The following is a 13,603-nucleotide window of genomic DNA, read 5'->3' on the forward strand; positions in this document are numbered from 1 at the left end:
GAGGGGGAGAAGCATTGCACTATATCATCCCCGCCGATGCAAGAGAACCAAAAAAAGGGTAAATTCCCTATTTAATCGGTAGAGCCGTAGCTATTATCAGGTATTACAACCTGCTCGACAGTACGAAACTAAAAAGGTTCGGGAGATATGAACTACAAGGGTGTGTATGCTTATAAGTACATATTCTTTATCAAGCAAACAAAATGTCCCTGCTACCACAATAAGTAACAGGGACGGGAATGAAACATGTTCGGGCAGCCGGAGCTGCAATATTTAATGATATTTCAGTTTATACGCCGAGATTTATTAGATGTTTTTGTTGACCGAGACCACGGCGTCTTTTTCAAGGTTGTCAATAAATGCTGTCAGCAGTTCCTGTTGCTTGCTGCGAAGAAGCGCCTGACGGTAAGGTTCAAGATCTTCTTCACCGGAAACTTCGGGAGACTGACGTTCTTTTAAGGACATGATGTAGTAAGCACTTCCGACTAGCTCAGGTTCCTCACTGTAGGGTTCAACTTTAGTGAGTTTAAATGCCTGCTGAGTGAGAGTGGCCGGGAAATTGCTGTTTTCCTGTTCCTGCGCTCTGCGTTGAAGCAGACCGGAGTTGAGTATGGATATGCCCATTTCTTTGGCAACCTCTTCAAAAGAAGCTTCAGAGGCAAGTTTTACGGTAAAATCCGCCGCGGCCTGGCCGGCCATTTCTGCAGCTTTTTCGGCAACAAAATTCTCAGTGGCGCGGTCTCGAACTGCCTCAAGCGTTGGAGTCTCGGGTTCCTTGATATCGTCGGCAAAGACGATAGCGTAGCCGTTGTCAGTCTTAATTAATGAACTGAGTTCACCTTTTTTAAGGGTAAAGGCTTTGGCAAGGGCCTGGGCATCGAGGGTCACATCTGCTGGTGGAGCGCTCTCGGCGAAGAAGTCAGACTCTTTCAGGGTTTGGGTTGGATTGTTTTCCGCATACGCCTGAATGGAGCCTGCGCCGATAATGCCCTCATAGGCTCCGTTTGCCATCTGGAAGGCCATTGACTGCGCTTCTTTATTTTGCAGGGTCGCTACGATTTCCGGGCGGGCGTCATCAAGAGTTTTGGTAACCGCAGGCTGAATCTCCTCCAGTTTAATAATATGGTAACCGAAGGCGGTTTTCACAACCTCGCTGACTTCACCGGGTTGCATGGCAAAAACAGCATCACCAAATTCCGGAACCATCTGCTCCTGACTGAAGAATCCAAGATCTCCGCCTTGAGGGCCGCTGGGGCCTTCTGAATACTGGCGGGCGAGTTCCGCGAAATCGTCACTTGCCGCGGCAAGTTCTGCAATCTCTTTGGCCCTCTGAGATTTCTCCTGGTGCAGTTCCTCGTTGTCCTGAGCGTTTGCTGTCAGCAGAATGTGTCGTGCGTGGCGCTTTTCGGGGGTGGTGAACTGGCCAATATTATTGCTGTAGTATTCTTCAACGCGGGCGTTGTCGATATTGATTTTCTTGCCGACTTCAGAGAAAGAAAAGTCGAAGTATCTGAGTTTCATCATTGGCTTGCTGCGGTAGTTGTCACGGACCTCAGCGAACCATGTGGCAAGTTCTTCCTCGTCTACCTTAACGGAGTCGGTGAACTGATCAGGGGTAATGCGAACGTAATCTACAGCCACCTTTTCGTTTTCCAGACGGTACAGCTGCTGGACTTCGTATTCACTGGTCAATGCGGCGAACTTACTGATCTCCCTGATTGTTTTCTCAGCGAGCATATCAAAGCGCAGGTTGCTCTCGAACTTGACCGGAGTGAGTCCGTTTGCGGCAAGAAGAGACTCGTATCTTTCAATATTGAACAAGCCATTTTCCTGAAACTGCGGCATGCTCTTGACTGTTTCCTGAATTTCTTCACCGCTGACGACGATACCCATATCAGCTGCTCCCTGGCGGAGCAAAGCACCCTGAACGAGTTGGCTAATAACCTGTTCCTTGACACCAAGAGATTCAGCAAGTCCTTTTGGCAGGGTGCCGCCGAATTGTGCAGCGAGATTCTGATGTGCCCTGTCGTAGGCCATCTGAAAATCCTGGAAGGAGATTTCCTCGTCATTTACGGTGATAGCCGATTCACGACTTCCATCCAGATTGGAACCAACACCCCAAAAGATAAAAACGAGTGCTATGATGACGACAATCGCCTGAATAACGATTGATTGGGCTTTATTACGAAGTATCTGCAGCATGAGATTTTTCAGTTAGGCTTGGATTATGTGTGATGTACCGGGCCATACGCCGGACACATCTCGTAGAATTCATTGAGTAACAAAATAAATGTTGGATTTACTCTTTCTTTTTCTTATTCGCAAGGAAAAATCAGAAAGGCTACTGTACCATTGTAAGAGAGAAAATGTCAGTAATGTAACCTTTTGGTGCTGGAAAAAGGTGATAAAAAAAATCTTGAGTGATACCTTAAAAAAGTTGTGGACATATGCCAGATAGGCAGTAAAATCGTCTATTGATATTCCGCAACACGGACGTGTTAGTTTATCACCCGTATATTCGATTCAATTCAAGGTTATCGGAATCGATGAATCTGCACGTGTTGGATTTTACGCCAATTGTCGATTAGCATCAATATTTCGCATGGTTGAAGAAGAGTAAAAATGGGTGTCAGAAATGATCCGTCATTCACTTGACAAACCCTTTTCGCTATAGTAATAAGCCATATTAGTTTTCAGCAGAGCCTAATAACGGTGTAAGCCATAACATAAAATTTCAAGGAGGTTTGAAATGCCAACAATCGAACATAATGGAAGTAGCTTCACAGTAGACGAGGACGGCTTCCTGCTCAAAGGTATGGATGAGTGGAATGACAACTGGGTAGATTATGTAAAAGGTGCTGAGGGTATCAGCGACCTGACCGATGAGCATCAGAAAGTAATTGACGCTCTTCAGGAGTACTACAAGAAGAACGGTATCGCTCCTATGGTACGTATTCTCTCCAAGACCACTGGTTTCCCACTGAAGAGAATCTACGAGCTGTTCCCGTCAGGACCAGGTAAGGGAGCTTGTAAAATGGCTGGCCTTCCTAAGCCTACCGGTTGTGTCTAATTCGTAAGAATTTAGATCGCGATTTGAAAGGGGGTGCCTTAAGCGGTACCCCCTTTTTTTTGCCCTTTTTTTGAGGCTATGGTCAGGTACGCGAGTTTTTTGCGACCATTGCGCCGGAATTTTAAGGGATCAGTTCACTATTGCCGGTTGGCAAAATCTTTGCGGCACTATTTTCTGGCCTGAAGGGAAATCGAGGCCCATCTTAAGAGTTCAGGTATTCTCTGACCAGTCGGTCATGTACTGACCTGGTAAGGCTCTGGTAGTCAGGTGTGCTTATCCTGGCCCCTCTAAGTCCACCACGAAGGTTGATTTCGGTGAGATAGATTGTTTTTCCGTTCAACTCTTCATCAAAGAGCATCAAATCTATATGGGCGTATGGGAAATCTCCACGCTCCATCACGTCCCTGCAAAATCCTCTGATCTCGTCGGTTATTTCAACAGGTGCGGCTGAACCGCCACAATGGAGATTGCGGCGAAAATTACCGTTGTTTATTCGCTCGTACGCTTCCGTGTATTCTCCGAGCAGGATCACGCGAATGTCACGAAAGCCACGGGCCAGGGGTTGAATGACGAAGGGGAACTCGATATCGCAGAATGTGGCCAGGTTGTAAACATCTTCAATGTTTGAGAACCTGTGAATGCCTATGCCGCTGTTTTTGCGATCTCTTTTGAGGACTACTTCCGTAACAGAATGACTGGTAAATAGAGATGTTGCTTCCAATAAGCTGTTTGCATCATAAACTGCTACAGTATTGGGCAACATGAAGTCGCTGTAAATGCGGGCCTGGTGAACTTTTGAACGACTGGTGATCTGCGCGGATGCCGAAGGAATCAGCGTTATACCGCGTTTGAGGAGGTCAATCAGCAGATGTTCTTCACCCGGGATGAGGCGGAGCCGGCAATTGACTATGTGCCAGGAGGTGAGTGATTGATAGTTTTGAAATAAAAATTCATTATTGTCGATGACTCTGACTGATTGATCGGTCAAAAGATCATCTCCGAGAACCGCTGATGATAGGAGGTGAGATCTTCATCGCAGTTTCCGCAAAAGAGTTTGATATCTCCCATGGATTGGGAATTCCGGTCTTCAATGGTGAAGCTGCCATCCGGGTTCTGTACATAATGTGTTGTGGTAATGACATCGTCAGTGATCTCAAAGAAATCCTTGTCATTACCACAAATCGGACATTTAAACCGATTCGCTACTTTGGTTTGAGAAAAAGGCATAGGGCTGAAGAATAAATTTCTTTCTCAATTGCCCGTTACTTCACGAATCTGGAAATACCGGGTCAGTTTTTCTTGGCCGGAACCTCAACTGCCGGGGTGGTCGCTTTGGCAGCAGGCGTCGGTTTTTTACCAATAGTCTCGGAAAGCTCTTTGGTAGCTGCTTTAATTTCACCATCGATACTTGCGCCAGGCTCAACAGTAAGGCTGCCTGCTTCAAGTCTGCCGTGAATAGAGCAGTTTTTACGAGCGGTGATCAGGCCGGCTTGAACGTTGCCTTCAAGGGTGCCGAAGCAGTTGAAAGAACTGGCTACAATGTCACCAGTTACCTTGCCAGTCTCACTCAATACGAGATGCTCTCCATTGACGTCACCGATAATGGCTCCATCAATTCGGGTTTTCCCCCGGAAGGAGATCTGACCGGTAATAGTCATGGTCTTATCGATAATCGAGGCTATAGCTTCGCTTTCTGCCTTTTGCATTTCTTCCTGGGGATTATTTTTTTTTGAAAACATGGCAATGCTATTTGGTTTTATCTATTGACGCAAGAAAATTATTTTATGACTATTTTGCTCTTGGTGGCTTTAACCAGTGGCCGCTTGGCCTCTATTGGTTTGAGCAAATTAGCAATTTGAATATACTTTATCGGGTTAACCGGTTTCCCTCTGTATTTGACCTCATAGTGCAGGTGGGGGCCTGTTGAGCGTCCGGTATTGCCTACCAGGCCGATGAGCTGTCCGCGCTGAACGCGATCGCCTTTACGCACAACGAAACTGTGCATATGGGCAAAAGATGTAGTGTAGCCATTCAGATGATCTATTTCGACGTATTTGCCGTAACTGCCGTTGGTGAATGCACGCTTGATGACACCATTTGCTGTGGCGTATATCTTATCTCCGGTCTTGCCTCTGAAATCCAGACCTTCATGGACGCTGCGCTTGCCGTTGAAAGGGTCCTGTCGCGCACCGAAGCGAGAAGTGATCGGGCCGGTTCCGGGACTGCCGAGGGGGATCTGCTTGATAAGTTTGGTGTATTTGTCTGCCTTATAAAGAAGCTCATCCTGTATGCCCGGGTTGGCCTCGATAAAGGGACCACCGCTATTTTGTGAACCTTTGGATGATTTTGGGGCCGGGACCTTTACACCGATGTTGTGCATGATCGTTTCTATCAGGACACTGCGTTCTTCGAGCTCACTCACTGCTGTTGAAATAAGAAGCTCTTTCTCCTCTTTGAAGGCCGCCTGCTGTTCGGCTTTATCCATTCTGAGGGAGGCAATCTGCAGATTGAGTTCGTTGAGTTCGGTGGTGGCTTTTTGTTGAATTTCGCTTATAACTTCATCGCTGCTGTCTACCTTGGATTGAAGCTCGGCGAGCTTTTTATCCAAGGAGCGATTATTGGTAAAGAGGGAGTAGGAAAAAAGGGAGGATGTTACGAGAATGACTATTGCTACTGAGGCGGAGATAAGGTAGGTGATGAGCCGTTTAGTCTCCAGGGGGAGTTTGAGCATTTTCCCCTTTTCATCCATTATAATAATATGCAGCCGTTCGTTCATTGTAACTTCTGTTAAAAAGGTTGTACATTGATGAGCCATTGTTACAATATCAACTACATATATCGTGCAAATGACTTGAAATTGCCACAAAACCTATATAGCTATACCCAGCAAAGTACAATTTATCAAGCCCAAAAAAGCTCTAAAAAACCATAATGTGCCATGAAGTATTATTATTTTTACTTTTTTAGTGGGATTTTTTCCATTTCCACAAAGCGTTAATCATTTTAGGTTGTTCGGACTTTGATGAACTTCTAGCGAAGTTGAATTTTCTGAGTCAAGTATTTTATTCTTTAACAAATATTCAAACAGAGTGTTATGAGTCATCTGCTCAGCTGCAGCTCGATCAGTAAATCTTTTGGTGCCCAGCAGCTTTTTCGAAACATAAGTTTCACCCTTCATGAAGGCGACCGTGTTGGTCTGATTGGCCCTAACGGCTCAGGAAAATCCACATTACTGAGAATAGTTTGCGGCCTGGAAGAGCCGGACAATGGGCAAATTCAATATCAGAAACATGTACGTTTTTCCTATCTTGCCCAGTCTGATCTTTTTGAAGATGATTTGAGCGCTGCCGAAAACCTCATCAAGGCGATGGAAGGCAGCGAATTTGATGAGACGGAGCGCTTACATCGAGCCCACGCACTGCTCAGCCGTGCCGAGTTTGCCGACAGTGATATTGCCGTGGGGCAGCTTTCCGGTGGTTGGCGCAAACGCCTATCCATATGCCGTTCGCTGCTGCTCAGCCCGGATGTACTGGTGATGGATGAGCCTACCAACCATCTTGATATTGAGGGTATCCTCTGGCTTGAAAAACTTCTCGGTGGCGGCCTGCTCGAAGGCCCGAAAGCCTGGTTACTGGTAAGTCATGACCGGCGCTTTCTCGAGAACTGCACCAACCGAATTGTGGAGCTTTCAGCTGTGTATCCTGAAGGTTCTTTTCAGATTGATGGCAGATATTCAGATTTTATCGAAGCGCGGGCTGCTTTTCTTGAAGGCCAACAAGAGGAGGAGGTACGTCTGGCCAACAAGGTGCGCCGTGAGACCGAATGGCTGCAAAGAGGCCCGAAGGCCAGAACCACTAAGGCCAAATACAGAATTGACGAAGCCCACAAATTGCAGGGTGAGTTGGCCAAGGTCAAGTCACGTAATCGTGCCTCCGGTGCTGTGCAGATAGACTTCGATGCCACCGGCAGGAAAACCAAAAAGCTTCTGGAAGGAAAGGGCCTGACCAAAGGGTATGATGGGCGTACCCTGTTTTCCGATCTCGATATACTCCTCTCACCCGGCAGCCGTCTTGGACTCCTCGGTCGTAATGGTTGCGGCAAGTCTACGCTCATGCAGCTCATGGCCGCCGCAGCGGACGAGAACGGTTTCAAGCCGGACAGTGGCTATCTGAAGCTTGCCGACAATGTAAAGATTGTAAGTTTTGACCAGAGGCGGGAGAGTATCGATCCCGATGTTACCCTGCGGAGGGCACTGGCCCCAGAAGGGGATTCCATTGTTTTTCAAGGCCGGTCACTGCATGTGGTTTCCTGGGCCAAGAAGTTTCTGTTTCGCACGGATCAGCTGGAAACGCCGGTTGGTCAACTTTCCGGCGGCGAGCAGGCACGAATTCTGATTGCCGATCTCATGCGTAAACCAGCAGATATCCTGTTGCTTGATGAGCCAACCAATGATCTCGATATCCCTTCTCTTGATGTGTTGGAGGAGAGCCTTACTGAATTTAAGGGAGCGCTGGTGCTGGTGACCCATGACCGGTTCCTGCTCGACAGGGTCTGTGACAGGTTGCTTGGTTTTGATGGTAAAGGAGGTGTCGCCTATTATGCCGAGTATGGTCAGTGGATAAGTGATATTACAGGTACCGCAAAAAAGAGCACCGCACCGAACACTTCCGACAAAAAGAAAAAGTCTGTCCAGAAGAAAAAGGGCAAATTGTCGTATATGGATCAGCGTGAATATGATCAGATGGAAGAGTTGATCATGAACGCGGAAATGGAAGTGGAAGAACTGCAGCAGCGTATGGCGCTGCCGGAAGTTTCTTCTCACCCCAGTGAGGCTGCGGAGTGCTGGGCGAAACTTGAAAAAGTTCAGATGGAAGTGGAACGACTCTATGGACGCTGGGATGAACTGGAAGAGAAAAGGAACGCAGAGGAATAGATGAAGATCGCCTTCTTATCAGATATCCATGCCAATATGGAGGCATTACAGGCAGTGCTGGCTGATCTCAAAGAGCGTTGTGCCATAACTGTGCTGGATCGCGTTGTCTGTCTCGGAGATTTGGTCGGTTACGGACCAGAGCCTCAGGAGGTGGTTGATCTTGTCAGAAAACAGGGCTTTGAAGTGCTGGCCGGCAACCACGAAGCTGCGCTGGCCAATAAAAAAGAGAGACGGTGGATGAATTTCCAGGCCCGGGAGAATAATATCTCCACTGAGGCCCTTCTCAGCAGGGACAGCCTCGAGTATTGCTGCGTTCTGCCCAGGACTTTAAGCTTCGGTACCGCCCTTTGTGTACATGGTTGTCCACCTGATTCGGTGAATGGTTATCTCTACTCAATGAGCAGTGAGGATGTGATAAAACTTTTCAAGGAGTCTGATTTTACCCGTTTCTTTGTAGGTCACACTCATGAACTGCAGCTGGTTTTTGAGGCTCGGGAAGCGGTTGAGCGTGTTGTGCCTGAGCCGGGTGAACATCGACTTGAGGCGGATAAAAAATATATAATCAATTGTGGCTCCGTGGGACAGCCGCGGAATGGTGATAATCGCGCAAAATACGTGATCTGGGACAGTGAAAGCGATATCCTTGAAATTTGCGCGGTGGAATATGATATTGATTCGACCGTGGTGAAAATTATTAACCGTGGATTTCCAACGGCATATGCCCAGCGACTGAAGTAGGGGAGAGAGATGAACCGTGCTGGCAGGTATGAGATTATCGGGCGTCTGGGTCGTGGTGGAATGTCAACGGTGTACAAGGCGCGTGCGCCGATCACCGGCAGGATAGTTGCTTTAAAAATTCTGCGGCCTCGTGATGAAATTTTTGTCGATCTGGTGGGTGAGCAGAGGCTTCGGGAGATTTTTGTAGAAGAAGCGCGGATCATGGGGGAGATTTCCCACGATCATATCGCTAAAATTATCGACTGTGATGAGGATAACGGCATACCTTTCATTGTGCTCGAATACTACTCCCACTCCATCGGTGATCTAATCGGAGAGGCATATGAAGTCGAATATGACTCCCGTGAGGTAAGTATTGCTCGCACTGTGCACTACACGCGACAGGCTTTGCAGGGGTTGGAACGTTTGCATTTTGCCGGTATCATTCATCGCGATATCAAGCCATTCAACCTGATGCTCACCGACGATGATCGGGTGAAAATTATTGACTTTGGCCTGTCCCGGGTTCGTGGTGAAGAGAAAATGTCCATACCCGGCATGCAGGTCGGTTCACCGTATTATGCCGCGCCGGAGCAGGAGCGTGACCCTGCGAAAGCTGATGCCCGTGCTGACCTCTACGCCGTAGGTGTGTTGCTCTATCGCATGTTGACCGGTCGGTTGGTCGATATGAGCGCGGAGATAGCGGTTCCCAGCAACCTGAATAGTGAACTGGACGAAGCCTGGGATCAATTTTTGCTGAAGAGTATTGCAAAAGATCCGGAGCAGAGGTTTCAAAGTGCGCTTGAGATGCGTGTGGCACTGGAACAGCTTTTTAGCAATTGGCAGGTTGGTTCAGAGGATCGATGTGCATTGCTATCGAAGAGTAACGGGGCGGCAGCGAGACCAATCCCGGCCGAGCCACTGATAGAGATACCTTCACGGATAATGTACAAGGATATGCGGCAGCGTTGCGGCCTGGATGATCTGTTTCGGCCAATACAGTGGTTCGACCACCCGCTGGAGACGATAAATCCACATTTACTGCAGGACCCTGTAACCGGTCTTTGGTGGCAGCGGTGCGGGAGTGGATTTGCTCTTGATTGGCAACAGGCGCATGAATATGTAGAACATTTGAACTTGAATAACTTTCAGGCTAAGAGCAACTGGCGTTTACCAACGGTGGAAGAGCTGGTATCAATTTTGAGAGCCCCGACCGCCTACAGGGAGTTTTGTCTGCCCCCTCAGTTTGAACCTGGATTACACTGGCTCTGGTCGGCAGATCATTGCACCCAAAAGGCCGCCTGGATGGCCGATATAATGGAAAGTTATATCGGCAGGCTTGATAAAGACGGGACTGCGACAGTGTGTGCCGTCTCCTGTGACAGGTGATTTCTGTAGCGGTAGGTTTCCCTGGATAAAATTAGAGAATCGTCTTGAGCACTGAGTCATGCTTTGACTTTTTGTTGGCTGTGGTATGTTTTGCTTTCGGTTGCTCTTCAGTCAGGGCCGTGGCGATGTTGTCAGCTTTTGGGAAAATTTAATTGAGTTTTTGTGGTGAAAATAGAAGTGTGAAGGGTATGCAGGCAGTGGATTCACAGGGGCGTGGGACCTTTCTGGAATTGGGGGTTTCCATTCCGGCCTTTTTCTTGTTGCTGCTTGCTATTCAACTCTTATTTACGCCAGGCCTTTTGCGCCAGGGCGCCCATCTTTACGTTCCATATAAAAAGATAGTCGTTGGAGGAAGCATGGGTAATCCTCCTTATCAATATCTCGACGAAAACAATCAACCGGCAGGATATAATATCGACCTTACCAAAGCGGTAGCTGCGGAAATGAAGGTTGAAGTTGAAATCGTTTTAGGTGATCCGATTGAGCTTGAAAGGGAGTTTCTGGCTGGTCATATCGATTTGTTGCAGGGGGTAACCAGGGCGGATAGCGGTGTCACCAGCTATCCCTTTTTCCGTCATAGCGCATACAGTCAAAAGCTTTTTGCCAACGTTGAGTATCCTGAACGAGTTCAGTCACTGAATCAATTGAAAAGCGGTAGGGTCTATCTCAGTCGGAAGACACCTCTTCTGGAGCAGATAATCGAAGATTATCGCCATCTGGAATTTATTCCTGTCTCTTCACACGCGGAGGCTCTCAAGCAATTGAGCAATGGTGCAGCTGACTTTGTGTTGATTACTCACTTGCCAGGTGTGCAGCTAAGCAAGCAGTTGGAATTTTTTGAGCAGGAACTGCCCAACGCAAGGATCGTGCAGGTCGGTGAATTACGTTCAGAGCTGGGTTATGGCTATTCATCCCGCAAGGATAATGTTGAGCTTTTGGAGCATGTCCGAGAAAGTTTCACGAATCTTGAACTCAGCGGCAGACAAAAAGAGATCAAGGAGCAGTGGCTCGGGAAAATGGACAACTCCGAACCGAGCAGACGAGAAAAAAGCGTCCAATTAGGGGGGCTTATTTTCAGCCCCCTGCTGTTGGTGGTCTGTATGGCATTCTATTGGAATCATTCATTGAAGAGGGAAGTTGGACGTAGGAGCAGGGAGTTGGCAATACAGCACCACCAGCTTATCCAGGCCGACAAGATGACGTCTCTTGGCATTCTGGTAGCCGGCGTAGCCCATGAAATAAATAACCCTGCGGCACTTGTGCTCCACAATCTTTCTACCTTAAAGAGAATCTCCGAGGCTTCAAGCGAGGTTCTGGAGGAGCGATACGCTAAAGAGGGAGATTTTTTCATCGGCGGTCTTCCATATTCCATGTTGCGGCAGGAGAATGCACAGATTTATGGCGAGATGGAGGACGGTATGGGGAGAATTGTTCAGATTGTCAACGATCTGAAGGATTTTGCCAGAAAGGATTCGATAGATTTGAGTGAATCGACCTCTTTGAATAGGGTGGTCAAAGCTGCACTTAGACTGCTTGAGAGTTCACTGCGTAAACGCTTTGCCACCATCCAGGTTAAGTTGGCCGAAAATCTCCCAGATTTTTCCGGCAACAGTTCCAGGGTTCAGCAGGTTGTTATTAATCTGGTGATGAACGCTGTGCAGGCTGGTGGAGAGCGAGAGTTGGATATCATCGTGATGACTTCTTATGACCAGACGGGGGGCGAATTGGTGCTGCGGGTTAAGGATAACGGTGTAGGCATAAGCAATGAACAGCTCGTATACCTTTGTGATCCGTTTTACACAACGAAAAGAGAGCAGGGGGGAACCGGCCTTGGGCTCTCCATATCAGAACAAATAATTAAAGAGCATCGTGGGCGACTTCAATTTGATTCTGAAGTTGGTCGTGGCACGACTGTATCCATGTATCTCCCTGTTATGAAAGGCCAGAGTATTGCAGATGAAAAAGACTCTTTATCCTGATTTTGGTGTGTTGCTCGTCGATGACGAAAGCAGCTGGTTGAGAACCATCTCCATGACCTTAGCCATTGAGGCGGGTGTAACCAATGTTTATCGCTGTTCAGATAGCCGTGAGGTACGAGGTATTTTATCACAGAATGATATCGGTCTGGTGCTTCTCGACCTGAATATGCCTCACATATCGGGTATGGATCTGCTTGCCATGGTTGTCGAGGAGTTCCCGCAGGTAAGTGTCATTGTTGTCAGCGGGATGAATCAGGTGGATACCGCGGTAAAAAGCATGAAAAAGGGTGCGCTCGATTTCTTCGTCAAAACAGATGATGTCGACAGGCTGATAAAAGGGGTCCAGCGAGCCTTGAGGTCGACCGAACTGGAGCGGGAAAACCGGCAGATGCGTAGCCGCTTTTTTACAGGAGCTCTGGAGAACCCTGAACTCTTTGAGGAGCTGGTTACGAGAAGCTCCACGATGTTTTCAGTTTTTCAGTATATTGAGGCTATTGCGGTAAGCTCTCGTCCGGTTTTGATAACCGGGGAGAGTGGGGTTGGCAAAGAGTTGGTTGCCAGGGCGATACACAAGGCGAGTCGTCGCAGCGGTCCTCTGGTTTCTGTGAATGTGGCCGGTCTTGATGATAATATTTTCTCCAGCACACTTTTCGGGCACAAGCGAGGGGCTTATACCGGGGCGGAGGAAAGTCGGGGTGGAATGGTGGAACAAGCAGCATATGGGACACTTTTTCTCGATGAAATCGGAGATTTGAGTATCGCCTCACAGGTGAAGCTTCTCCGTCTGTTACAGGAGGGGGAGTATTTTCCTCTGGGCAGTGATGTTGTGAAAAGAATGAATGCCAGGGTCATCGTAGCTACACATCAGGATTTGGCAGCCAGTCAGGCAGAGGGCCGACTCCGTAAAGATCTCTATTACAGGCTTTGTGGACACCATGTTCATATTCCTCCATTGAGGGAACGTAAAGAGGATATTGCTCTTCTGCTTGATTTGTTTTTAGCGCAGGCCGCTAAGGAATTTGGCAAAAAGATGCCGTCTTACCCGAAAGAATTGATACCGCTTCTTGAAAACTATTCATTTCCCGGAAATATCCGTGAGTTTAAGGGCATGGTCTTTGATGCAATGACTCTGCACAAAAGCAGAATGCTTTCCATGGACGCCTTTAAGCGAGTCATCGACGGTCACGCCCCTGTACATGACAGAGCGACTCTTCAAACCAATTCGGTTTTCAATGATGAGATTCAGCTTCCATCACTGAAAGAGGTGGCTTCGCTTCTTGTTGTGGAAGCCATGAAAAGAAGTAGAGGCAACCAGTCTCTTGCAGCACGGTTGCTTGGTATTTCCCAGCCAGCCCTCAGTAAAAGGCTGAAAAAGCTGAGTGAAGAGTGATTTTGTCTATCTCTGGCAGCACATATTTTTCGCGGGGTGGTCCTGTGGTCGCCCCGCCTCCATTTTTAGATATCCAGAAAGTGTATTCACAACTCCTTAACGGCAAACCCTTATAACTTTTCGAA

Annotated in this window: 11 protein-coding genes; 7 read left to right on the top strand and 4 right to left on the bottom strand. The window is 47.8% G+C overall.

What is annotated here, in order from left to right; all coding sequences use genetic code 11:
* Positions 1 to 306: 306 nt before the first annotated feature.
* Positions 307 to 2,202 carry a peptidylprolyl isomerase gene (locus tag FCL45_RS08215; protein ID WP_136799671.1) on the bottom strand — a complete coding sequence of 632 codons (1,896 nt, stop codon included), beginning with the start codon at positions 2,200 to 2,202 and terminating at the stop codon, positions 307 to 309.
* A gap of 547 nt (positions 2,203 to 2,749) precedes the next feature.
* On the opposite strand from FCL45_RS08215, the gene FCL45_RS08220 reads away from it, so the two are divergent.
* The gene (locus FCL45_RS08220; protein WP_136799670.1) at positions 2,750 to 3,070 is read left to right on the top strand and encodes a TusE/DsrC/DsvC family sulfur relay protein; all 321 of its coding nucleotides are present in this window, start codon (positions 2,750 to 2,752) and stop codon (positions 3,068 to 3,070) included.
* A 202-nt stretch (positions 3,071 to 3,272) separates the two neighbouring features.
* Here FCL45_RS08220 and FCL45_RS08225 read toward each other — a convergent pair whose 3' ends face one another.
* Entirely contained in the window at positions 3,273 to 4,058 is a 786-nt protein-coding gene (locus FCL45_RS08225) for an ATP-grasp domain-containing protein (protein WP_136799669.1), read from the bottom strand.
* A 23-nt stretch (positions 4,059 to 4,081) separates the two neighbouring features.
* Between FCL45_RS08225 and FCL45_RS08230 the strand changes: the two genes are divergently transcribed.
* Positions 4,082 to 4,312 carry a hypothetical protein gene (locus FCL45_RS08230; protein WP_176360011.1) on the top strand — a complete coding sequence of 77 codons (231 nt, stop codon included), beginning with the start codon at positions 4,082 to 4,084 and terminating at the stop codon, positions 4,310 to 4,312.
* Positions 4,313 to 4,359: 47 nt separating this feature from the next.
* Here the strand turns inward: FCL45_RS08230 and FCL45_RS08235 are convergent, their stop codons facing one another.
* The gene (locus FCL45_RS08235) at positions 4,360 to 4,776 is read right to left on the bottom strand and encodes a bactofilin family protein (RefSeq protein ID WP_228721457.1); all 417 of its coding nucleotides are present in this window, start codon (positions 4,774 to 4,776) and stop codon (positions 4,360 to 4,362) included.
* Positions 4,777 to 4,847: 71 nt separating this feature from the next.
* Positions 4,848 to 5,846, bottom strand: coding sequence for a peptidoglycan DD-metalloendopeptidase family protein (locus FCL45_RS08240; protein WP_167495912.1), 999 nt, complete (start codon positions 5,844 to 5,846; stop codon positions 4,848 to 4,850).
* A gap of 318 nt (positions 5,847 to 6,164) precedes the next feature.
* On the opposite strand from FCL45_RS08240, the gene FCL45_RS08245 reads away from it, so the two are divergent.
* The 5 genes from FCL45_RS08245 (at position 6,165) to FCL45_RS08265 (ending at position 13,478) form a co-directional block, all read left to right on the top strand.
* On the top strand, positions 6,165 to 8,003 hold the full coding sequence (locus FCL45_RS08245) for an ABC-F family ATP-binding cassette domain-containing protein (protein ID WP_136799665.1): 1,839 nt from the start codon (positions 6,165 to 6,167) through the stop codon (positions 8,001 to 8,003).
* Positions 8,004 to 8,741 (top strand): metallophosphoesterase family protein, encoded by a 738-nt coding sequence (locus tag FCL45_RS08250; protein WP_136799664.1) that lies wholly within the window; start codon positions 8,004 to 8,006, stop codon positions 8,739 to 8,741.
* 9 nt (positions 8,742 to 8,750) lie between these two features.
* Positions 8,751 to 10,109 carry a protein kinase domain-containing protein gene (locus FCL45_RS08255; protein ID WP_136799663.1) on the top strand — a complete coding sequence of 453 codons (1,359 nt, stop codon included), beginning with the start codon at positions 8,751 to 8,753 and terminating at the stop codon, positions 10,107 to 10,109.
* A 188-nt stretch (positions 10,110 to 10,297) separates the two neighbouring features.
* Entirely contained in the window at positions 10,298 to 12,088 is a 1,791-nt protein-coding gene (locus FCL45_RS08260; protein WP_136799662.1) for an ATP-binding protein, read from the top strand.
* Positions 12,066 to 13,478, top strand: coding sequence for a sigma-54-dependent transcriptional regulator (locus tag FCL45_RS08265; protein WP_136799661.1), 1,413 nt, complete (start codon positions 12,066 to 12,068; stop codon positions 13,476 to 13,478). The genes FCL45_RS08260 and FCL45_RS08265 overlap by 23 nt, the downstream gene beginning before the upstream one ends.
* The last annotated feature ends 125 nt before the right edge of the window (positions 13,479 to 13,603 follow it).

The organism is Desulfosediminicola ganghwensis (assembly GCF_005116675.2).
In the GTDB taxonomy this organism is placed as follows: domain Bacteria; phylum Desulfobacterota; class Desulfobulbia; order Desulfobulbales; family Desulfocapsaceae; genus Desulfopila; species Desulfopila ganghwensis.